The sequence below is a fragment of the Peristeroidobacter soli genome (assembly GCF_004138485.1).
GTDB classification, from domain to species: Bacteria; Pseudomonadota; Gammaproteobacteria; order Steroidobacterales; family Steroidobacteraceae; genus Steroidobacter; species Steroidobacter soli.
Genome location: NZ_RYEV01000003.1, coordinates 428,267 through 448,338 on the forward strand (window position 1 = coordinate 428,267; position 20,072 = coordinate 448,338).

Consider the following 20,072-nt stretch of genomic DNA (forward strand, 5'->3'; position numbering starts at 1 on the left):
TGCTCGAACGCTACTTCGGTTTCGAATTCGGCGCGACCGCCGTCGAGTCCCGGCGCACCAGGGTGTGCGCCAGACGTGCGGGTTTCGGTGTCGTGCCGGAAAGCAGCATCTCGAGCAACAGGTCGGCCGCGCGATACGCCAGTTGGTAGGTGGGCTGACAGATGGTCGTGAGCGGCGGCCACACCGTGCGGGCGATGGCCGCGTCGTCGAACCCCGCCACTGACAATTCCGCCGGCACGGCCACGCCCATTTCATGGGCCGCCATGAGCGCGCCCGCCGCCATGTCGTCGTTGCCCGCGAAAATCGCCGTCGGCCGCTTCGGCAGCGCCAGCAGCTGACGGGTCATTTCCAGCCCCGAGTCGAACAGGAAGTCGCCCTGCCGGACGTACTCGGGAACATAGGGAATCTTGTGGTTCTTGAGCGCCGCCTTGTAGCCGCGCAGGCGCTCGCCGCTGGCGAAGTGACCGGGGCGGCCGATGATGAAGCCGATACTGCGATGGCCGAGGCCGATCAGATATTCGGTCATCTCGCGCGCGGCGGCTTCATCGTCGATATCGACGTAGGGCGAGCGATGTTTGATTTCGTTGGGCGCGATGCGCACGAAGGGCAGGGCCTGGGCGTCGAGGGCGCGGATCAGCTCGGCGGACTCGCTCAGCGGCGGCGCGACGATCAGGCCGTCGAGATGGGTCTGGTTGGCGAAGGTCAGGATGTCCTGCATCACCTCTTCGGTGCGGCCGGCCACTTCATGCAGCAGTAACAGGAACTTGGCTTCGCGGCAGCGGGCCAGCGCGCCCCGCTGGACTTCGATGGTGTAGTTGGCGCTGGGGTTGTCGTAGACCAGTCCCACCAGGTAGGAGCGCCGGCTGGCCAGGCTGCGGGCGGACAGGCTGGGGTGATAGTTCAGCCGTTTGACGGCGGCCAGCACCTGCGCACGGGTTTCTTCGCGAACGTTCGGTTCGTTGTTGAGGACCCGCGAGACTGTCTTGATCGCGACGCCGGCCGCCTTGGCGACGTCGTTGATGCTTGTTCTGCGCCCGGACATGGGCGCGATGGTAGCTTAGATTTCGCTGAAAATGCTCAGCGCCCGATTTGTCATCGCAGAATGCGCCCGCCCCCGGATGTCTCCTCGGACAGCTTCGGCTTGGCCGCCCGCAGGTAGATGTCGAGGAAGTCGATGCCGTTGTCCACGGGGCTGTCGACGATGAACGTGGTCATGTGCTCCAGGCCGCGGATCAGGTACAGCTCGGCCGGGATGTTGTTGGCATTCAATGCCTCGTACATGGCATGCGCGTTGTTCACGCCCACGGTGAAATCGAACGTGCCGTGATACAGGAACATCGGCGGGTCGTCGCTGCTCACCAGCGCCAATGGCGAGGCTTCGCGCCACAGGCCGGGGTTTTCGTCATAGGAGACGCCGGTCAGGCCGTTGGTCAGTGGGCCGTCCTTGTAATAACGGATATCCACCGGCGTGCCGCCGGCCACGACCGCCTGCACGCGCGTGCCCTCGACGAACCATTTGTCGCTCGGGCTGGTGACGCCGGCCAGCGCCGCCAGATGCGCCCCGGCCGAGTAACCCCAGGTGCCGATCCGGTTCTTCAATACATTCAGGTCGGAGGCATGCGCGCGTAGCCACAGCACCGCCTGCTGCACATCCTGGAGCTGGGCCGGGAAATGCCACTGCGGGGCGAACCGGTACGACATGTTCAAGACGACGTAACCGCGCTCGGCCACCCGCTGCGAAATGTCGTTCATGTCCTGTCGCGTGCGGCCCTCCCAACCGCCGCCATGGATCATGACCACCGCTGGAAACGGCCCGTTGCCCGCCGGCTTATACAAATCCGCCTTCAATGCCTGGGGCCAGCCCTGCGGGGTGTAGACAAAATCCCGGGTCACCGTGACATCCACCGGCCCCACCGACCCGATCCGCGCATTGCTCGGCCGCCCCTCGTGCGAGGCACAGCCCGTCAACAGCAGCAAGGAAGCCAGCAACGCATGCCTGATCATGTGCCCACCTTTCCAACCCCTCGCGTGGCACTTCGCCGTTCAGGCGGATTTGGAGGCACCCCTGGCGCTGGCGAGTCCTCTGGTTAAAATCGGGCTATGGATCCCAAGTCTCCACGACAAGGTCGCGGCCAAGAGGTCGATCAGGGCCTGCTGGCAGCGACACAGCGCCTGACGCCGGAACAGCGGCTGGACGCGTTTCTGACTCACAGTCGCTTGATGACGGAGCTGTTTCAGGCCGGCCAACAAGCCCGTGCGTCACGGCAACCGAAGGTGACATGAGAACTCGGCGCCCGGGTGAGTCGGCGCTGCTGCTGCTCGATGTGGTCGACCTGTTGGCCCGCGAGCAAGTCGGTTATGCAGTCATCGGCGCTATGGCTGCCTCGGTGCACGGAGTGTTGCGCGCGAGCATGGATGCTGATGCCGTTCTTTCCCTAACGACTCAGCAGCTGGGGCCGTTACAGCAACGCTTTCGCGATGCGGGTTTTGTAACGGAACTCCGCCGTGGCGATTTGGGCGATCCAATTGGCGCGGTGCTGGCCTTGAGCGACGAATTCTCGAACCGTGTCGATTTACTGGTGGGGCTGCGGGGCCTGGAAAACGAGGCATTTCAGCGTGCGATCGACGTGGCCTTCCAGGGCGGCGCGTTACGAGTCGTATGTATCGAGGACTTCATCGCCATGAAGCTTTTCGCCGGCGGGCCGCAGGATCTCGCCGATGCTCGATATGCTCTTGCTGCCGGACAAAGTACTGTCGACCGGGAATTGCTCTGGCGCCTCACGGCTCGCTATGGCCGCGATGCCATGGCTGAGCTTCAAAAATTGCTCAATCCTTGAGCTGGGGAACCTCTGATCAATTGCCATGCATCGCTGATGGCAACTTCCCCCGGCGAAGCATTTCAACCAGTTGCAACCTTACTGAGTCAGGGAAGTCGATTAATCAGAGCTTCCCTAGATCCAAACATCGTTCTGGGCGGTGAGGCAGCCGCCGGCGTCGCCGGTGTTCACGACGCCTTTGGGTTCGACCAGCATCACTTTACATTCGTCGGCGGCGAACGGCTGGTGTTCGACGCCTTTGGGAACGACGTAGAGTTCGCCGGCGCGCAGGGGGACTTCGCGGTCGCGGAAGCGGAGGGTCATCGAGCCTTCGATGACGATGAACACTTCGTCGGTGTCGGCGTGTTGATGCCAGACGAACTCGCCGCGCAGGCGCACCAGTTTGAACTGGTAGTCGTTCATTTCAGCGATCACCTTGGGGCGCCAGGTCTCGCTGAAACGGGCGAATTTGTCCTGAAAATTGATGGCTGAGGTGCTCATGGGCAAATCATCCGCCGTCGCCGTGAGCCCGCCAAGTGGCAGTTCGTCGGCAACGCGGCGGCACAGTGCCGGCGGGCGAGAATAGCCATTTCCCGGACCAAGCCGGGGTTGCCGGCAACGAAATCTGCTGCAGACTTGTCGGCCGGGCCGATGCCGGCGCGTCTTCAAGAAGACGCATCGAACTGACTTTATATCCAGAGGGAACAACGAAATGAATCGATTACTCGTCCTCGGCATGCTCGCCGCGCTGGCCGCCTGCTCGCCCAAGCAAGAAACTGCGCATCAGCCCGCTTCGCAGGCGAAGGAGTCTGAGTCTGTAGCCGCGGCCCCCGCCGAAGAGCCAGTGGACGTTCCCGCCGGCGCGTACACGATCGATCCGATGCACACGAGCATCCTGTTCCGTGTCAATCATCTCGGATTCTCGAACTACACCGCGCGCTTCAAGAAGGCGACCGCGCAATTGCAGTTCGATCCAGCCAATCTGGCCGCGTCGACGGTCAATGTCGCGGTCGATGCGAAATCGTTGGAAACAGATTTCCCCGATCCGGCCACAGTGGATTTCAACGCCGAGCTGACCGGCGAAAAATGGTTGGATGCCGGGAAGTATCCGGAAATCACATTCCGCTCGACCAGCGTCGAACCCACCGGCGCGCGCACCATGCGCATCAACGGCGAGCTCACATTGCGTGGAGTGACGCGTCCGATGGTGCTCGAAGCGCGTTTCAACGGTGGCTATCGCGGTCATCCGATGGATCCGAACGCGCGCATCGGTTTCTCCGCGACTGGAGTGTTGAAACGTTCCGAATTCGGCATCAGCTACGGCATCCCGGCGCCGGGCACGACGATGGGCGTGAGCGACGCGGTGAATGTCATCGTTGAAACGGAATTCTCCGGCCCGCCGCTTGCTCAGTCCGCTTCAGGCAGTGCCGCCGGTGCAGGCGTGCAGGCTAAGTAAAAAATACTGCGCCTCGAACCGCCGTGCCGTACGATTGCATCCATCAGGAGATGCAATCGTACGATGTCACGGAGTGAGCTCATGCAGAGCCGGATGTTTCGATACACAGCTGCTTCAGCGATGTTTGTAATTTCACAGGGCTGTGAAATCAGTGAAGCGGCCGATCCGGGATTTTATGTCGGCGCCGCCGGCGCTCGCAGCGAGCAAAGCCTCGACAAGCAGGCGGGAGTGGGGCCGATGCCGACCGCCTTCACGACCACGCCGGTGCTCGGCGTGGTCCCTGGGCCGGTGGCTGGGATCATCGTGGGCAATCCGGGGCTGCCGATATTCTCGCCAGTGCCCGTTGCGGTGTTTCTGCCCACCCGCCTCACCGCCGACGAGACCGACGTTGGCTGGAATTTCTCGCTGGGTTATCGGGTCAACAAGTATCTCGCCGCCGAGCTCGCCTATGTCGATTCGGGTGAGGCATCGCTCGTGGAGCACTATGGACCTTCACTGAGTCGGCCGCCCGTATCCGACGTGACCGAAATCACCCGCAGCTACAGCGTCACTTCGCGCGGGCCCGCACTGTCGGTATTGGGTTCGCTGCCGCTCGGCTCGCAATGGGAAGTGTTCCTTCGGGGCGGCGTGTTGTTTGCCAAGCAGGAAGTCGAGGCGAGAACAAATGCTATCGGCGCAGTTGTGCCGTCCGGCGCACAGATAGATCGCGACTTCAGCGACGAAGTCTTCACGGTGGGCGCGGGCGTGCAGTGGGCATTCTCGCCGCGCTGGACCGCGCGGCTCGAGTATCAGCGTACCGGCGATCTGCAATCCAACGAGATCATGGGCCAAAGCCGCATCGACCAGGCGTCGCTGAGCGTACTGTTCGGGCTGTAACGCTCAGCTGCCCCACGCGTCGCCGAACACTCGCAGCAGATTGCGACCGAGGATTTTCTCGATGCGGGTGGCGCTGTAGCCGCGATCGGCCAGCATCTGGCTCAACGTTTCGAAACGACGCGGTGTGTTGAGATCGTTCGCGAATAAATAGCCGTCTTCCGTTTCGCCCGGCGCGGCGATGCCTTTTGCCTTGCGATTGCGGGTGTCGGCGGCAAACGCATCTTTGTATTTCTGATCGAGGACGGCGGGTGAGATCGTGCCGTCGGTGCCGAGGGACACGTGATCTTCGCCGGCCACGTTGATCATATGATCCAGGTGTCGAATGATGTCCGCGGCCGTGGGCTGCTTGCCGCCAGTCAGATACGGCATGAAGAACACGCCCGACACACCGCCTTTGTCCGCCACCGCGCGCAGCTCCGCATCGGTGCGATGACGGGGATGATCGACGACGGCCGCGGCGCCGGTGTGCGTGAACGCAACGGGCTTCTTCGATACGCGAATCGCATCGGCTGACGTCTGTCGGCCGCAGTGGCTGAGATCGACCAGGATGCCGAGCGAGTTGAGCCGCTCGATGGTTTCGACGCCGGTGCGACTCAGGCCCGCATTCGCCGGTTCCATACAACCGTCGCCAATCAGGTTGCGACGATTGTAAGTCGGTTGCACGACCCGCAAGCCCAGCTGATATAAGTCCTCGAGCAGCTCGAGGTCGGTCTCGAACGCCACGCCATCCTGCACGCCGTAGATGAGACCGGTGCGTTTGGCTTTCTTGGCTGCTGTGATATCCGCGGCGGTTCGGATGCGGGCAAACGTGTCCGGATGCCGCTCGATGTCGCGATCCACATCGATCAGGCCGCGAACCAGATCCTTGAAGGCTGCGTCCGGAGGCGTCGTGCCGACCGGTCCGAGCGTGATGAGCACTGCGGTCAGGCCGCTGTCGCGCACATCTTTGAGGTGCGCTTCGCTGAGCTTCTCGCCGGGTTGCATGGTGAGGCTGCCCGGCCCACCCAAGCCATCGATGACGATGGCGTCGTTATAGCCCTTCCACGGCGCGGCGTTGGCCCAGCGCAGCGGCAACGTCAGCGCGGCGGCGCCAGTGGCGAGCAGAAGAGAGCGGCGGGACAGCGCGGTCATACACGACTCCTTGTTGTCGACGCGATTTCAGCGCGGCAATCAGCTCCGTCGCAGGTCGCGACTCATCACCCAATCCGATTGCACTTCGGTGCCGAGCGTAAACGTTTTCGTTCCCACCGTCTCGAACCGGCAGCGCTGGTAGAAGGCGGTCGCATGCGTGTTCCGATCCCACACGCCGAGCCACAACACTTCCGCGTCCAGTGCAGCGGAGCGGGCGGTGAGCTCGTCCATCAATCGATAAGCCACGCCTTTGCCATGTTGAGACGAGTCGACGTAAAACCTCAGCAGCTCGATGCCGCGCTTGCCCGGCAGTGACGGGCACGCTTTATCCAGAATCAGCTGAGCGAAGGCGACCGGCCTGCCGTCGATTTCGCCCAGCCAGCTCTCTCGTCCCGCGTCCTGGATCTCCGCGCGTTGAATCGCTTCGCCGAAGGACTTGGAACAATGCGAGTCCATGTTCTCCGGCGTGTTGAATTGAGTATAGGTGTCGCGGAATGTTTTCTCGGCCAGCGCCGCCAGCAACCTGGCGTCCTGCTCGGTGGCGCGACGCAAGCGAAGTGCGGTCATGATCAGGCCTTCAACCGGTAGCCGGTCTTGAAGATCCACCAGATCACCATCAGGCACAGCGTCAGGAACAGGAATGTCATTCCCAGGCTGACGCCCACCGCGACATCGGACACGCCGTAGAAACTCCAGCGGAAGCCGCTGATCAGGTACACCACCGGATTGAACAGCGCGACCTTCTGCCAGAACTCCGGCAGCATGCTGATGGAATAGAAACTGCCGCCGAGGAACGCCAGCGGCGTCACCACCATGATGGGCACGATCTGCAGCTTCTCCCAGCCGCTGGCCCACAAGCCGATGATGAAGCCGAACAGGCTGAAGGTGAGCGACGTGAGCACCAGGAACGACACCATCCACAGCGGATGCTCGATGCTGAAAGGCACGAACAGCCGCGCGGTCGCGAGAATCACCAGGCCGAGCATGATGGACTTGGTCGCCGCCGCGCCCACATAGCCGATGACGATTTCCATCCCCGAGATCGGCGCCGACAGCACTTCGTAAATCGTTCCGGAGTAGCGCGGCATATAAATGCCGAACGAGGCATTGGAAATGCTTTCGGTGAGCACGGACAGCATGATCAGACCGGGCACGATGAACGCGCCGTAACTCACGCCTTCGATCTGCGCCATGCGCGAGCCGATCGCGGCACCGAACACGACGAAGTACAGCGAGGTGGAAATCACCGGCGACAACAGGCTCTGCACCAGAGTGCGAAACCAGCGGGCCAGTTCGAATCGGTAGATGGCGCTGATGCCGTAAGTGTTCATCGTTGATGCACCAGGCTGACGAAGATTTCTTCCAGCGAGCTCTCGCTGGTGTGCAGGTCCTTGAAGTCGATGCCGTGCTCGCTGAGTTGCCGCAGCAGGCTGGCGATGCCGGTGGCGTCGGCCTGGGTATCGAACGTATAGATGAGCTGTGTCTTGTCCGGCGACAACTCCAGTTGACGGTTGGCAAGCTGCGCCGGGATCTGTTGCAGCGGGGCCTGCAGATACAACGTGAGCTGCTTGCGACCGAGCTTGCGCATCAGCGTGGTCTTTTCCTCGACCAGGATGATCTGGCCCTTGCTGATGACGCCGATGCGATCGGCCATCTCCTCGGCTTCTTCGATGTAGTGCGTGGTGAGGATGATGGTGACGCCGCTGTCGCGCAGGGAGCGGACCATGTTCCACATGTCACGTCGCAATTCCACGTCGACGCCCGCGGTGGGCTCGTCGAGAAACAGAATCTGCGGCTCGTGCGACAGCGCCTTCGCGATCATCACGCGACGTTTCATGCCGCCGGACAATGCCATGATGATGCTGTCCTTCTTGTCCCACAGCGACAGGTCCTTCAGCACCTTTTCAAGATGCGCGGGATTGGGGGGCTTGCCGAACAGCCCGCGACTGAAATTCACCGTCGCCCACACCGTTTCGAACGCGTCGCTGGTGAGCTCCTGCGGCACCAGGCCGATCTTGGAGCGCGCGGCGCGAAATTCCTTGCGGATGTCGTGGCCGTCGGCGGTGACGCTGCCCGAGGTGGCGTTGACGATGCCGCAGATGATGCTGATCAGCGTGGTCTTGCCGGCGCCGTTGGGTCCCAGCAAGGCAAAGATTTCACCGCGGCGGATCTCGAGGTCGACGCCTTTCAGGGCCTGGAAGCCCGAGGCGTAGGTTTTGACCAGGTTTTGGACCGAGATGATGGATTGCACGCGGGCTCCGATGCTCGACCAGTCTCGAGTGAGGGGCCCGCATTATAGAGAACTCGGCGTGGCCATCGGTGCACGGCGCACTTTCCGCCCTGTCACGAATCGGGTCGGACGACGCGCGAGCGGGCCAGTACCCAGACACCGGCCACCACCAGCACCGTGCCGGCGGCGATCCAGGCCGTAAACGGCTCGCCCAGGACCAGCACGCTCAGGATGATGGTGGACATCGGGCCGATCATGCCGATCTGCGCGGTGATCCCGGCGCCGATGCGTTCCAACGCCATCATGGTGATGAGCACGGGCACGAATGTGCACAACACCGCGTTCAATGCCGACAGCCAGATGACTTCGGGCGCGACGATCATCGCCGACGGCGGTTTCAAGATGAAAAACTGCGCGATACAGAGAAAACACGCAATCGTGGTGCCCAGCCCGGTCACGCGCATCGCACCCAGCTGGCGCACCAGCTGGCCGCTGTATACCAGATAGATCGCGTAGCTGATGGCGCTGCCCAGGACCAGCAGCGCGCCGAACGCGATACCCGGGCCGGTGTTCAGGTCGTGAGCGAACACGACCAGCGCGCCGATATAACTTACAGCGAGCGCCAGCCATTGCCGCCGGCTCACCGGAGTCTTGAACAACAGCTTGCCCGCCAGCAGCACGATGGTGGGATTCAAATACAGGATCAGCCGTTCCAGGTTGGCGCTGATGTATTGCAATCCCGCGAAATCCAGAAAACTCGCCAGGTAATAGCCACAAAACCCCAATCCGAACAGCGTGCGCCACTGTGGCGCGGTGGGCGCCGGTTTGTTCCGTCCGGACCACCACGACAGCGCCAGGAACAATGGCAGCGAGAACAACATGCGATACATGATCGTGGTCACTGCGTCCACGCCGTGGCGATAGGCCAGCTTGATGATGATGGCCTTGCAGGAAAACGCGATGGCACCGGCGCCGGCAAGCAGCACCCCGGTAAGCAATTCACGCCGCGCGGTTGCGGCAGGGGCATCCATGGGCTGAGGTACAATCGGGCATGGTCAGAACAACGGCGTTCGACCCGATTCTAACGAGAGGATGATGGTCATGAGCACGCAATTCGCGGGGGGCGATTCGTCATTGGCGATGGCTAAGGGGAGAACGGTGACACTGATCGGTGCGCCGACAGACACTGGCGCCGCGGACCGTGGCTCGTCGATGGGGCCCGAAGCACTGCGTGTGGCCGGGCTGCGCGAGGCGCTGGCCGGACGCGGTTTACAAGTCATCGATCGCGGCAATCTCAACGGTCCCGGCAATCCCTGGCAGGAACCTGTCGATGGCTATCGGCATCTCGCCGAAGTCACGGAGTGGAACCAGCTGGTCCACGATGCGATGTACGGCGCGCTGAAGAACGGCCAGTTGCCGATTCTGCTCGGCGGCGATCATTGCCTGGGCATCGGTTCGATCAGCGGCGTCGCGCGTTATTGTCGCGAGCATGGCAAGAAACTGCGCGTGTTCTGGCTCGATGCGCACGCGGACTTCAACACGCGTGAGCTCTCACCGAGCGGCAACATTCATGGCATGCCGGTGGCGTGCCTGTGCGGCTTCGGTCCATCGCAATTGACCGAGATGAGTGGCCACAAACCGGCCATCGACCCGTCATGGATTCGTCAGATCGGCATTCGCAGCGTCGATCCGCCGGAAAAGCGTTTCGTGCACGAGCAGGGTCTGGAAGTGTTCGACATGCGTTACATCGACGAACACGGCATGCGCCAGACGATGGAACAGGCGCTGCTGGGCCTCGACGACGACACTCATTTGCATGTGAGTTTCGACGTCGACTTTCTGGATCCGGAAATTGCGCCGGGCGTGCTCACCACCATTCCGGGCGGGCCGTCGTATCGCGAGGCGCAGCTGTGCATGGAAATGATCGCCGATACCGGCCGCATGGCGTCGCTGGATGTGATGGAACTGAACCCGGCGCTCGACATTCGTAACAAGACCGCGCTGCTGGCGGTGGATCTGATCGAATCGTTGTTCGGCAAGAGCACGCTGATGCGTCGCTCGGTGCCTTGATCCAGAGCTCACGGGAACCCACATGAAACAATTGGGCTGGTTGGTGTTGATGGCTGTCAGCGGCGCCGCCAGCGCCGCGTCGTCGGGCACGTTGCTGGTGCTCAACAAGTCCGACGACACGGTGTCGTTCATCGATCTGGCGGACAACCAGGTCAAAGCCACTTTGCCGACCGGGGATGGGCCGCATGAAGTCGCCATCTCGAAAGATGGCAAGACCGCCGTGGTCACCAATTACGGCGACAACACCAATCCCGGCAAAACGTTGACGGTCGTCGATGTGCCCGGCAAGAAAGTAGTGCGAACCATCGACCTCGGCACTTACAGCCGTCCGCACGGCATCGTCTGGCTGCAGGGCGATGAAGTCGCTGTCACTGTCGAAGCGAGCAAGGCGGTGCTCGTGGTCGGCGTGAACGATGGCAAGGTGAAACATGCCATCGCGACCGATCAGGCCGGTACGCACATGGTCGCCGTCAGTTCCAAACATCGGCGCGCATTCACGGCGAACATCGGCTCGGGCTCATCGACGGTGATCGATCTCTCGACTCATCAGCGCGTCACGGATGTCGTCACGGGCAAAGGTGCTGAGGGCATCGCTGTCGCGCCGGACGGCAGTGAGGTGTGGGTGACGAATCGCGAGGCCAACACGGTGTCCATCGTCGATCCCGCGACGTTGAAGATCACGGCGACGCTCGAGCCGGGCAAGATGCCGATCCGCGTGAAGTTCACACCGGACGGGACGCGAGCGCTGGTGTCCAATGCGGTGTCGGGCGATGTCGCGGTGTTCGATACGGTGACCAAGAAGCAGCTCGCGACGATTCCGATGCAGAAGGAAGGCGAGAAGCTACCCCGGGACGATACGAAACGGATGGCGTCTCAGTTCGGCACCGGCCCGGTGCCGGTCGGCATTCTGATGCCGGAGTCGTTGGCGGTGGCGTTCGTGGCCAACACGAACTTTGACACGGTGACCGTGATCGATCTGAACACGTTGAAGATCGTCGATCGATTGAAGGCCGGTCGCGAGCCGGACGGGTTGGGCTATACGTCGCTGACGATCAAGAACTAGCCGATCGCTACGTCAAGAGTCGCGACGCTGGAGGCTCAGCGGCTGGAGCGCAGGCGACTTGGCCACTGAGGCCACGATTTAGCAATCGGACCGCCACGATTTAACGAGCCGGACCTGGGCCGCTTGGCAAACCGAAGGGGAGAGGCGCACCGGCGAAGCCGGGAGCGCCGCTCAGCCGGGAATGAACCAATCAACAGGCGCACCGGCCGAAGGCCGGTCGCGCCGTTCGGCTCAGCCGAACAGCACCGGCTTGATCAACTCCTCATCATCGTATTTGAGTGAGTTGACGCGCGGGCTCACCGCGTGCGCGACCATCCTGTCTTGCGGATATGTTTTCAGCAGCGATCGAGCTCGCGCCGTCGAGCCCCGCAGCCACGGCTCGTATTCATCTCTGTGCAGAATCGCCGGCATCCGCTGCGCCGTATTGTGAACGTCGGCCAATAAATCATTGGGCGGCACCGTCACCACCGCGCAGCCGTCAACGACGTCGTCCTCATCCTTATTGATCGTCCGGTCCCAAATCGCAGCGACGCCGAACACTGAACGATTCACCAGCCGGGCAAAGTACGGCTGCAAATACTGTTGAGGGGTAAGCTGCCAGCCATAGAACCCGGACAGGGGCAGAATGCAGCGCTGACTTCTCCACCACGCGCCGCTGAACGCCTTGTTCCGATCGAGCTCATCGGCCGACGCGTGCGTCGTGCAGGCTTTTTTCTCATCGCCTTCCGCCCAGTCGGGCACCAGTCCCCAGCGCATCATCACGCCCTCGCTCTCGCCGTCGTGCAGACGCACGATCGGTACGTTGTTGCGGGTGGAAACGTTGAAGCTAGGTTCGAATCGCCACCACGCATGCAGCAAGGGGAACTCGCGTTCCACCGCTGTCTGAGCAGCTATGACGAATCGTTCGCACATGAGTTTTCGAGCATAAGAGCCATCGGGCGTTGGGAATGTGACGTCGCGCAGATTCCGTTGCGTCCGTAATAGTGTTCAGCAGCGCCGCGCAATACCGCCGGCGATATTGAAACTGACATGGCGCCGCGCACGAACAGAGCAGCGCTCCGTTCAGCCAGGAAGGCGCAGCTCGATGATCTCGGCGCGCACCGATTCGGCGGTGACATACAACTTCGCCAGCGCGATGGGCAGTCGAAAACGACGCGGCCCGAGGCTGCCGGGGTTGATGAACAACACGCCTTCGCGTTCTTCCACGACGGGCTTGTGCGAATGACCGCTGATCACCACCGACATGCCCGCGGCCGACGGGCTCAAGTCGATCTGATTCAGGTCGTGCAGCACATGAATCTGGTGCCCGCGAATTTCGAGGAACAATGTTTCAGGAATCGCCTCGGCCCACGCGCCCTTGTCGTTGTTGCCGCGAACGGCGTCGACCGGCGCCAGGGTCTGCAATTTCTCCAGCACGTTCGGTGCGCCGATGTCGCCCGCATGAATGATGCGGTCGACACCGTTCAGGTGCTTCAGCGCTTCGGGGCGCAGCAGGCCGTGAGTATCGGAGAGCACGCCGATGACGGTTTGCTCGGGCGTGTCGGAAGGGAGCGCGGGTTCCATTGACTGTTCAGCATGAGCGGCGACGGACCCGCAACTGTAGCGTCGCCGCGCCGACGCCGCTAGCTGAGGAAATTCTCAGATCAGACCAGCGGCGTGTTCTTGGGCACTCGCACCACCACGGTGCCGGCGATCTTGTCGTGCCAGGTCTGCCGACCGTTGTCGAACACCATCCAGATGAAGCCCAGGCCGGCCGGGATCAGCGACAGAAAACAACCGAGCGCGCGCACGATGGCGGTTTCCCACTCGATGTCCCGGCCGTCGGTGCGTACCACACGCAGATTGCAGACGATGCCGCCGATGGTCGTGCCTTTCAGTTTCCACATCAGCGCGCCGTAACCGGCGAGCGCGACCAGGAACAGATGACCGGTCGGTTCCAGCCAGTTCACGACGATGGCGACGATCAGCGTGTCGAGGGCCAGCGCGCCCATGCGAATCCAGAAGCCCGCGCGCGGCAGCGTGTTGAGCTCGATGTTGCTCGGGGTCGCCGGCGGAGGAGAGAGCGGTGGCACGGTGCTGCCATCGCCAGCGAGGCCAGCCGATTCGATCGTCGCATCGGGCGCAGCGGTCACTGGAGCCGGTGACGCGGCGGCAGCTGCAGCCGCCGATCGCGAACGCTGCGCCAGGAGCAGCGTGTACACGACGACACCAAAGCCAAGCGCACCGACGATATTCGACACGATGAACCCGATCACCGGCACCGTGTACAGCAGGAGCACGATCAACCCGCCGATCAGCGTGGCGACCGCGAGATGACCGAACGCGTCGATGCCCGTGAAGCGAGTGATGCGGCGTCCGATCGCGGCGAGCACGACCGTTTTGCCGAAGACCGCCGCACAGAACAAGCCCAGCACCAGGAACGGCACCAGCGCCGCGCCGATGACGGTGATCAGCGTGAGGATGATCAGAATCGGCGACAGCAGGACGGCGAGAATGGTCGCGATGGTCGATTCGCCGGGTCGTTCTTCCAGCGTGTTGACACAACGTTGCACGGTGCCGTCGAACATCACCGCCAGCAGTACATACAAGCCCAGGAAGCCGAACGCCAGCCACCATGCCCACGTCACGCTCGAATCGAACGCCAGCGGCCGGCCGTAGAGCAAGCAGTTCTCGAACCACGCCCTCAGCCACTTCATGTCGCCGAAGCTTTTGCCGAACGCGATCTGCTGCTGTCCGCCGTGAACCTTCGAGGCCGGATCGCGGGTGATTGCGCCGCCGACCGAAACCGTTTCGCCATTGACGATGGCATGCGGGCCGAGCTGCACGTTGCCGAAGATCGCGACCACGTCCTGGCCCACTTCGCTGTCCACATACACATTGCCGAACAACGCCACGACGCCTTCGCCGACCGGGCCGGTCGCGGAGGCGTTGCCGCCGATGGCCACGACCGCTTCGCCGACTTCGCCGGCGGAAGTGGCTGAGCCGAATACCGAGATCACTGCGTCCGCGTATTCACCGGCCACCAGCGATGAGTTGTCGCCGATGTTGACGATGACTCTGTCTTTGCCGCCGTCCATGCGCCGTGCGGCCCGGTCGGCGGCGCGTTCGGCTGCGCGCTGGGCGCGTTCGATCTCGCGCTCGGCCTTTTCCAGCTCGCGCTGGATGCCGCGCTCCAGATCCTCATTCCGTTCCACCTCGACTGGAGGCGACGGCGGGGCTGGGACTTCCTGTGCGACCGCATGTGGAGTACCGCCGAGGCCGGCGAGCACCGCGATCGCGAAAAAACTTTGTAACAAACGTCTCATACGAAACACCACGCGTCCTCAGCGGGCCGCATACAACGTCCGGTAGGCAGCGGCGCTGACCCCGAACAACGTTAGATACAGCGCGCCGAGAATGGCCGCGCCGACATAAACCCAGAACGACGACAGGTCGCGCAGGACCTGGCCAATGGTCATGAACAAGGAAGGAATCCACGCCACATCGGCGAGCAACGCAGCGCTGCGCGCCCCCGGATGGATCGGATCGATGATCAGCGCCGACGCTTTCAACACCAGCGTGATGAGGCCGGCGGACGCGACGATGAACAGCAGGCGCGCCGCGACCGGCCAGCCCGAGAAACTGCCTTGCCACCATGGGGCGGCCGCGCGACGCGCGATCTCCGCCATCACTTTGGATTCGAGATCGGCCGGCGCGCGACGCAGAGGCTGATCGCGCAATGCCTGGTCGATGAAACGCTCGAGCTGCGGTTCGTTCGGATTGAAGGGGGTGTTCATGGTGGCGGCCTCTAGAAACATTCCGCCGTCAGACCGCGGGCGGCGAGGATCTTCGCGAGCGCGCCGCGCGCCCGCATGATGTCGATTTTCACTTTGGGCAACGAAATCTTGAGCTGCTGTGCAATCTCGTCATAAGACATCTCTTCGAAGTGATACAGCACCAGCGGCAGCCGGCGATGATCGGGCAATTTCTGCAGGGCCTCGGCCACGATGGCCCGGCGCGTCTCCGCATCCAGATCGATGCCGGCAACCTCGCCCTCGGGCTGCGGAATCTCCATCTCCGCATCGTCGTCATCGGCGCTGCGCATCTCGGAAAAGAACCGCCAGCGACGGCGATAGCGGGTGGCATGATTCAGAGCCAGGTTGCGGGCCACGGTCTTGAGCCAGCCGCCGGCGGCCGGGCTGGTGCTCAACTGGGCGAAATTCTCGTAAGCCTTCAGGAACACCTGCTGGGCAATGTCCTCCGCCGGGCCGTCGCGGCCCGTGATCCGCGCGGCGGTGGAATAGACCATGTCCTGATAGGCACGCATGAAGCTTGCGAAGTCGTCCTGGCGCTCTGGGGTGTCCGGGGGTTGGCTGGCCACGGTGATGTCGTCGTTTAGCTTGAGAACACCGCGCTGGAGGGGAAGTTACAGCTTTGTTGCCAGGATTCCGGGCCCCGGAACACTAGTCGCTTTACCCTGAAAATGCGACGTAATACGCACACTTACAGGGGCTGACTTATGGTCAGGGGCAGCTGGGTTGCTTACACTTTCAGCTCGCTTCAGGGCAATGCCGCCCACCAGACCACCCATGGTGTCGCCGACCAAGGCGGGGCCCGGCTGCAGTTGAGTTTGTTGAGCTGATGACTTCGACGATACGGACCATCCTCATCCTGGGTCCCGCGCTGGCGCTCACCGCCTGCGCCGTGCCCCAAGTCAGCGAGCCGGAGACCGTGGCGGTTCGCGCGACCTCGCTGAATCCCGCGTATTCGTCCGTCAACGCCCAGGTGCTGAGCGACGCCGGCAAGGTCGATTACAGCTTCGCCGCCTCGCTCGACCCCAACGCCACCGCCAATACCCTGACCCGTCTGCAGTCGTCGTATACCCAACAACGGGGCGACGAAAGCCTGCGCGTCGGCGATTCTGTCAGCAGCGTGGGCATGTGGGGCACTTCGGTCCGCTACGGCGGCATGCAGTTCGGCACCAAATCCGCTACGCGGGATGACGTGATCGATTCCAGCAAGCTGGCCAGCAGTGGCATGGCGGTGCTGCCCACCGTCGCCGACGCGCTGTTCGCCTCGGCGGGTCCGGCTGACTCCGGATTGAGCCAGCAGAGCCTGTCAGTGAATCGTTCCCTGCCTTCGGGCGGGCAGGGCTGGAACCTGGCCGTGCGCGATGCGCTGGGTCACTCCGAATCCGTCTCGGCGCCGATGATCGCGCGCACGCGCCTCGTCGAGCGCGGCTGCTCGGACTTCTCGGTGGGCTTCGGCAAAGTGCGCGAGAACTATGCGCTCACCAGCAATTCCTACGGCTCGACGTTTGCGAACACGACCGTCACGTGTGGCGCGCCGATGGGCTTCACTGTCGAAGCGCACGGCGAGTATCTGGCCGATGAAGTCGGCGCTCTGGGTTTCGGTGTCGCGCGTCGTATCGGTTCGGTCGGCACCGCGTCGGTCGCCTTCGCTCAGAGCAACGCGGTGGGTGGCGGCTCGGGCTGGATGTCGAAGGTCGGTTTCGAGCACACCAACTCGATGTTCAACCTGATGGTCCGCTCACGGTTCCAGAGCCGCGAGTTTCGTGACATCGGCAGCATGTCGTTGAACGATCCTGTCATGCAGCGTGATCTGGCCAGCGTCGGCGTGAATGTTGCCGAACGTTCGAATTTGTCGGTCGCGTACGCGACTCAAACAACGTGGGCGCGCGAGCGTACCAATCTCATCGCGGTGAAACAGAGCATGGGCGTGGGGCGCGGCACGATGTCGATGAGCGCCGGTCATTCGCTCGAAGACAACTTCGGTTCGTCGGTGTTTATTTCTTACAAGCGGCCGTTCGGTGCGCTCAAGCCGATGTTGCGTCCGGCGGTGGACGATCTCGAAGAGCTGAATCTGCAGCTGCCGCAGATTTCTTCCGATCAAATCAATTGATTCAAGCTCGCGGGGCGACCGGTCCCGCGGCTCGTAGCATCTCGATGTGCATGATGCCGTCCTCGTCGTACGGCTCCGACGCTTGCACGAATCCAAACGATCCATAGAACTTGTGCAAGTGTGCCTGCGCGCCGATGCGTGTCGGCAGGGTCGGATACAGCTCATGGATCTTTTCCAGGCCGCGAGCGACGAGCTCCCGGCCGACGCCGCCGCCCCGGGCCAGCCTGGTCGTGATGATCCTGCCCAGCGAAGGCTCGTCGGGATAACTCACGCCCGGTGCCAGCAACCGCAAATACGCCGCGAGCTGAGCGCCCGCCCAGCCGGCCAGGTGCAGCGCCTGCAGATCCTTGTCGTCGATGTCGGGATACGCACACGCCTGCTCGACGATGAACACCGCCTGCCTGGCGGCGAAGATCGTGTGAATCTGCAACGGCGAAAGCTCGGCGTAGCGGCGCCACTGCCAATTGATGTCCATCGCGCACGCGCCTGTATGAAGGGGAAGACGGACGCTCTAATGCGTCATCGCGTAGAGAATATAGTCGATCGCGTATTTGTAAGCGCGATTCGTATAGAGCAGCGAGTATTCGGGTACGTCGGCATGCTCCCAGGCATCGCCGAGGTCCATGTTGAAATTGATGACCACCATCAAGCGGCCGTCATCGTCGTAAATGCCGCGCCAGTGCGGCGTGAAGCCGTCCTTCTCGTAATTGCGGCCGCTGTACAACGATTGAATGCCGGGGATCTGCACATGTTCGTTGATGTCGTACGCGACGTGGAACACGCCATCGTCGGGGGGAATGTCGACGATGGCGCGATCGGGAAAAATCTGGTGCATGCCCTGAATGAACGTGGCCCACTCCAGGGTGCCATGAAAATCGTCGACCATCAGGAAGCCACCGCGTAACAAATATTCGCGCAGCCGCGCGGCCTCTTCGTCGGACAGCATCCAATGGCCGACTTCCACTGCGTAGATCCAGGGATAGTCGAACAGCGCGTCGTCCATGATGCTGAGGTTCCTGCTCTCCTCGGCGATGTCGATGCGTGTGAGCCGCCGGATGCCGCGGATCAGGTGTTGCTCGGCTTCGGGAAAGTCGGTCAACCAGCGCTCCCGGCCACCGAACAGGCTGGTGCCGGTGTATTGCAATCGTATGAACTGGAACTCGGGATTCGGCCCGGCCGGACCGTTCGCGGTGGTGTCCGAGGCCAGCACGGCGAAGGGAATCGCGATGAGCGCGACCAGCCGCCAGGTCACCCGGTCGAGGGCACGCCGAAGCAGGGAGGGCGGCGAACTGCGGCTCATGCGAGGCACCATGGCATCAACTTTCCCCGCTTGCAATGGGGGCCTCCGGCCGGGACTACGGCCTCGGGCGCGACTCCTGCACGTCCATGTGCCCGCTGCATGCGGACATCCTGTCCAGCAAAATCGCCACATCGGTCTATCTTCAGTATGCTGCGCGCGCCTCGACCCCGAGGCGACAGAGTCTCGCGATGAGCTGGTTACGAATCACGTTCGGTGCGCTGCTGCTGGCCACGAACAGCCTGATCCATGTACCGCCGCTGCTGGTAGTGGCGGTGGTGAAAGCCATTCTGCCCCTGCGCCCTATCCGGCGCGCGTGCGACCGGCTGCTCATGGCGATCGCGGCCAGCTGGATCGGCATCAACACCACCCTGATTCGCCGCTTCACCCGCACCCGTTTCGTGTTCGACATCGACGCCCGGCTGCGGCCCGACGGCCATTACCTGGTGATGGCGAATCATCAGACCTGGGTCGACATCCCGGTTTTACAGGCCGCACTGAATCGGCGCGTGCCTTTGCTCCGTTTCTTCCTGAAGAGTCAGCTGTTCTGGGTGCCGCTGCTCGGGCTGGCGTGGTGGGCGCTCGATTTTCCCTTCATGAAACGCTACTCGCGGCAGCAGCTGGAGAAACGGCCGGAGCTGGCGGGGCGGGATATCGCCGCGACCCGGCGGGCGTGCGCCAAGTTCATGCACATTCCGGTGTCGGTGATGAACTTTGTCGAAGGCACCCGCTTCACGCGCGCCAAACATGAACAGCAGGCCTCGCCGTTCACGAATCTGCTCAAGCCCAAGGCGGGCGGCATCGCCTTCGTACTGGACGCGATGGGGCGCGCGCTGCATTCGATTCTGGATGTGACCATCGTCTATCCCGATGGCCGTCCGACCATGCTCGATCTGTTCGCGAACCGTGTGCGCGAGGTGCGCGTGAATATTCGCGAGCGGGCGATTCCCGCCGAGCTGCTCGGCGGCGATTATCAAAACGATCCGGCGTTTCGCGAGCGCGTCCAGAACTGGTTGAACGGCCTGTGGCTGGAAAAGGACCAGCTCATCACGCAGCAGCGCGCCGCGTAATCTAGGGCCTGTTAACACTCATTGGATGGGCTGCGTTGCGCCTCCAATCGCCTGCAGCAAGGCGCAAAGCGCAGCCCTCGCGTAGCGAGGGCAAGCTTTGTAACGCAGCGGCAGGCCCATGTTTCATGAGAATCGGGAGGCGCAACCCGTTTAATGAATAAA

23 protein-coding genes are annotated in these 20,072 nt (G+C 62.6%); 8 read left to right on the forward strand and 15 right to left on the reverse strand.

Annotation, left to right across the window (positions count from 1 at the left end; genetic code table 11):
• Positions 1–10: 10 nt before the first annotated feature.
• Together EKO19_RS10670 and EKO19_RS10675 are read right to left on the reverse strand one after the other, a co-directional pair.
• Positions 11–1,042: a LacI family DNA-binding transcriptional regulator gene (locus EKO19_RS10670; protein ID WP_129776404.1), complete on the reverse strand. Its 1,032-nt coding sequence runs from the start codon at positions 1,040–1,042 to the stop codon at positions 11–13.
• A 50-nt stretch (positions 1,043–1,092) separates the two neighbouring features.
• A complete protein-coding gene (locus EKO19_RS10675; protein ID WP_129776405.1) occupies positions 1,093–2,004 on the reverse strand; it encodes an alpha/beta hydrolase in 912 nt (303 codons plus the stop codon).
• A 96-nt stretch (positions 2,005–2,100) separates the two neighbouring features.
• Between EKO19_RS10675 and EKO19_RS10680 the strand changes: the two genes are divergently transcribed.
• Both EKO19_RS10680 and EKO19_RS10685 read left to right on the forward strand, forming a co-directional pair.
• Entirely contained in the window at positions 2,101–2,283 is a 183-nt protein-coding gene (locus EKO19_RS10680; protein WP_129776406.1) for a hypothetical protein, read from the forward strand.
• Positions 2,284–2,324: 41 nt separating this feature from the next.
• The gene (locus EKO19_RS10685) at positions 2,325–2,837 is read left to right on the forward strand and encodes a hypothetical protein (protein ID WP_129776407.1); all 513 of its coding nucleotides are present in this window, start codon (positions 2,325–2,327) and stop codon (positions 2,835–2,837) included.
• Positions 2,838–2,951: 114 nt separating this feature from the next.
• Here EKO19_RS10685 and EKO19_RS10690 read toward each other — a convergent pair whose 3' ends face one another.
• Positions 2,952–3,317 (reverse strand): cupin domain-containing protein, encoded by a 366-nt coding sequence (locus EKO19_RS10690; protein WP_129776408.1) that lies wholly within the window; start codon positions 3,315–3,317, stop codon positions 2,952–2,954.
• Positions 3,318–3,528: 211 nt separating this feature from the next.
• Between EKO19_RS10690 and EKO19_RS10695 the strand changes: the two genes are divergently transcribed.
• Positions 3,529–4,272 carry a YceI family protein gene (locus tag EKO19_RS10695; protein ID WP_129776409.1) on the forward strand — a complete coding sequence of 248 codons (744 nt, stop codon included), beginning with the start codon at positions 3,529–3,531 and terminating at the stop codon, positions 4,270–4,272.
• An 81-nt stretch (positions 4,273–4,353) separates the two neighbouring features.
• Complete coding sequence (locus tag EKO19_RS10700; RefSeq protein WP_157995212.1) at positions 4,354–5,148, forward strand: outer membrane beta-barrel protein; 795 nt, start codon at positions 4,354–4,356, stop codon at positions 5,146–5,148.
• Positions 5,149–5,151: 3 nt separating this feature from the next.
• On the opposite strand, the gene EKO19_RS10705 is transcribed toward EKO19_RS10700, so the two are convergent.
• The 5 genes from EKO19_RS10705 to EKO19_RS10725 all read right to left on the reverse strand — a co-directional run bounded on the left by EKO19_RS10705 (position 5,152) and on the right by EKO19_RS10725 (position 9,540).
• Positions 5,152–6,279, reverse strand: coding sequence for a dipeptidase (locus tag EKO19_RS10705; RefSeq protein WP_129776411.1), 1,128 nt, complete (start codon positions 6,277–6,279; stop codon positions 5,152–5,154).
• Between the two features lie 39 nt (positions 6,280–6,318).
• On the reverse strand, positions 6,319–6,846 hold the full coding sequence (locus EKO19_RS10710) for a GNAT family N-acetyltransferase (protein ID WP_129776412.1): 528 nt from the start codon (positions 6,844–6,846) through the stop codon (positions 6,319–6,321).
• 2 nt (positions 6,847–6,848) lie between these two features.
• The gene (locus EKO19_RS10715) at positions 6,849–7,610 is read right to left on the reverse strand and encodes an ABC transporter permease (protein ID WP_129776413.1); all 762 of its coding nucleotides are present in this window, start codon (positions 7,608–7,610) and stop codon (positions 6,849–6,851) included.
• Complete coding sequence (locus EKO19_RS10720) at positions 7,607–8,542, reverse strand: ABC transporter ATP-binding protein (RefSeq protein WP_129776414.1); 936 nt, start codon at positions 8,540–8,542, stop codon at positions 7,607–7,609. Before EKO19_RS10720 ends, EKO19_RS10715 begins: the two co-directional genes overlap by 4 nt.
• 80 nt (positions 8,543–8,622) lie before the next feature.
• Positions 8,623–9,540, reverse strand: coding sequence for a DMT family transporter (locus EKO19_RS10725; RefSeq protein ID WP_129776415.1), 918 nt, complete (start codon positions 9,538–9,540; stop codon positions 8,623–8,625).
• Positions 9,541–9,610: 70 nt separating this feature from the next.
• Between EKO19_RS10725 and rocF the strand changes: the two genes are divergently transcribed.
• On the forward strand, positions 9,611–10,579 hold the full coding sequence (gene rocF / locus EKO19_RS10730; RefSeq protein WP_217705250.1) for an arginase: 969 nt from the start codon (positions 9,611–9,613) through the stop codon (positions 10,577–10,579).
• A gap of 22 nt (positions 10,580–10,601) precedes the next feature.
• Positions 10,602–11,642 (forward strand): YVTN family beta-propeller repeat protein, encoded by a 1,041-nt coding sequence (locus EKO19_RS10735; RefSeq protein ID WP_129776416.1) that lies wholly within the window; start codon positions 10,602–10,604, stop codon positions 11,640–11,642.
• 231 nt (positions 11,643–11,873) lie between these two features.
• Here EKO19_RS10735 and EKO19_RS10740 read toward each other — a convergent pair whose 3' ends face one another.
• The 5 genes from EKO19_RS10740 to EKO19_RS10760 all read right to left on the reverse strand — a co-directional run bounded on the left by EKO19_RS10740 (position 11,874) and on the right by EKO19_RS10760 (position 16,002).
• Entirely contained in the window at positions 11,874–12,554 is a 681-nt protein-coding gene (locus EKO19_RS10740; protein WP_129776417.1) for an SOS response-associated peptidase, read from the reverse strand.
• 150 nt (positions 12,555–12,704) lie between these two features.
• The gene (locus EKO19_RS10745) at positions 12,705–13,205 is read right to left on the reverse strand and encodes a metallophosphoesterase family protein (RefSeq protein WP_129776418.1); all 501 of its coding nucleotides are present in this window, start codon (positions 13,203–13,205) and stop codon (positions 12,705–12,707) included.
• 80 nt (positions 13,206–13,285) lie between these two features.
• Positions 13,286–14,947: an RDD family protein gene (locus EKO19_RS10750; RefSeq protein WP_129776419.1), complete on the reverse strand. Its 1,662-nt coding sequence runs from the start codon at positions 14,945–14,947 to the stop codon at positions 13,286–13,288.
• A gap of 18 nt (positions 14,948–14,965) precedes the next feature.
• Positions 14,966–15,418: a hypothetical protein gene (locus tag EKO19_RS10755; protein ID WP_129776420.1), complete on the reverse strand. Its 453-nt coding sequence runs from the start codon at positions 15,416–15,418 to the stop codon at positions 14,966–14,968.
• An 11-nt stretch (positions 15,419–15,429) separates the two neighbouring features.
• Positions 15,430–16,002, reverse strand: coding sequence for an RNA polymerase sigma factor (locus EKO19_RS10760; RefSeq protein ID WP_129776421.1), 573 nt, complete (start codon positions 16,000–16,002; stop codon positions 15,430–15,432).
• 260 nt (positions 16,003–16,262) lie between these two features.
• Here EKO19_RS10760 and EKO19_RS10765 point away from each other — a divergent pair, with 260 nt between their 5' ends.
• Entirely contained in the window at positions 16,263–17,543 is a 1,281-nt protein-coding gene (locus tag EKO19_RS10765) for a fimbria/pilus outer membrane usher protein (RefSeq protein ID WP_129776422.1), read from the forward strand.
• A 1-nt stretch (position 17,544) separates the two neighbouring features.
• Here EKO19_RS10765 and EKO19_RS10770 read toward each other — a convergent pair whose 3' ends face one another.
• Both EKO19_RS10770 and EKO19_RS10775 read right to left on the reverse strand, forming a co-directional pair.
• The gene (locus EKO19_RS10770; protein WP_129776423.1) at positions 17,545–18,018 is read right to left on the reverse strand and encodes a GNAT family N-acetyltransferase; all 474 of its coding nucleotides are present in this window, start codon (positions 18,016–18,018) and stop codon (positions 17,545–17,547) included.
• Positions 18,019–18,054: 36 nt separating this feature from the next.
• Positions 18,055–18,843 carry a DUF4159 domain-containing protein gene (locus EKO19_RS10775; protein WP_157995214.1) on the reverse strand — a complete coding sequence of 263 codons (789 nt, stop codon included), beginning with the start codon at positions 18,841–18,843 and terminating at the stop codon, positions 18,055–18,057.
• 188 nt (positions 18,844–19,031) lie between these two features.
• Here EKO19_RS10775 and EKO19_RS10780 point away from each other — a divergent pair, with 188 nt between their 5' ends.
• A complete protein-coding gene (locus EKO19_RS10780; protein ID WP_129776425.1) occupies positions 19,032–19,910 on the forward strand; it encodes an acyltransferase in 879 nt (292 codons plus the stop codon).
• Positions 19,911–20,072: the final 162 nt, after the last annotated feature.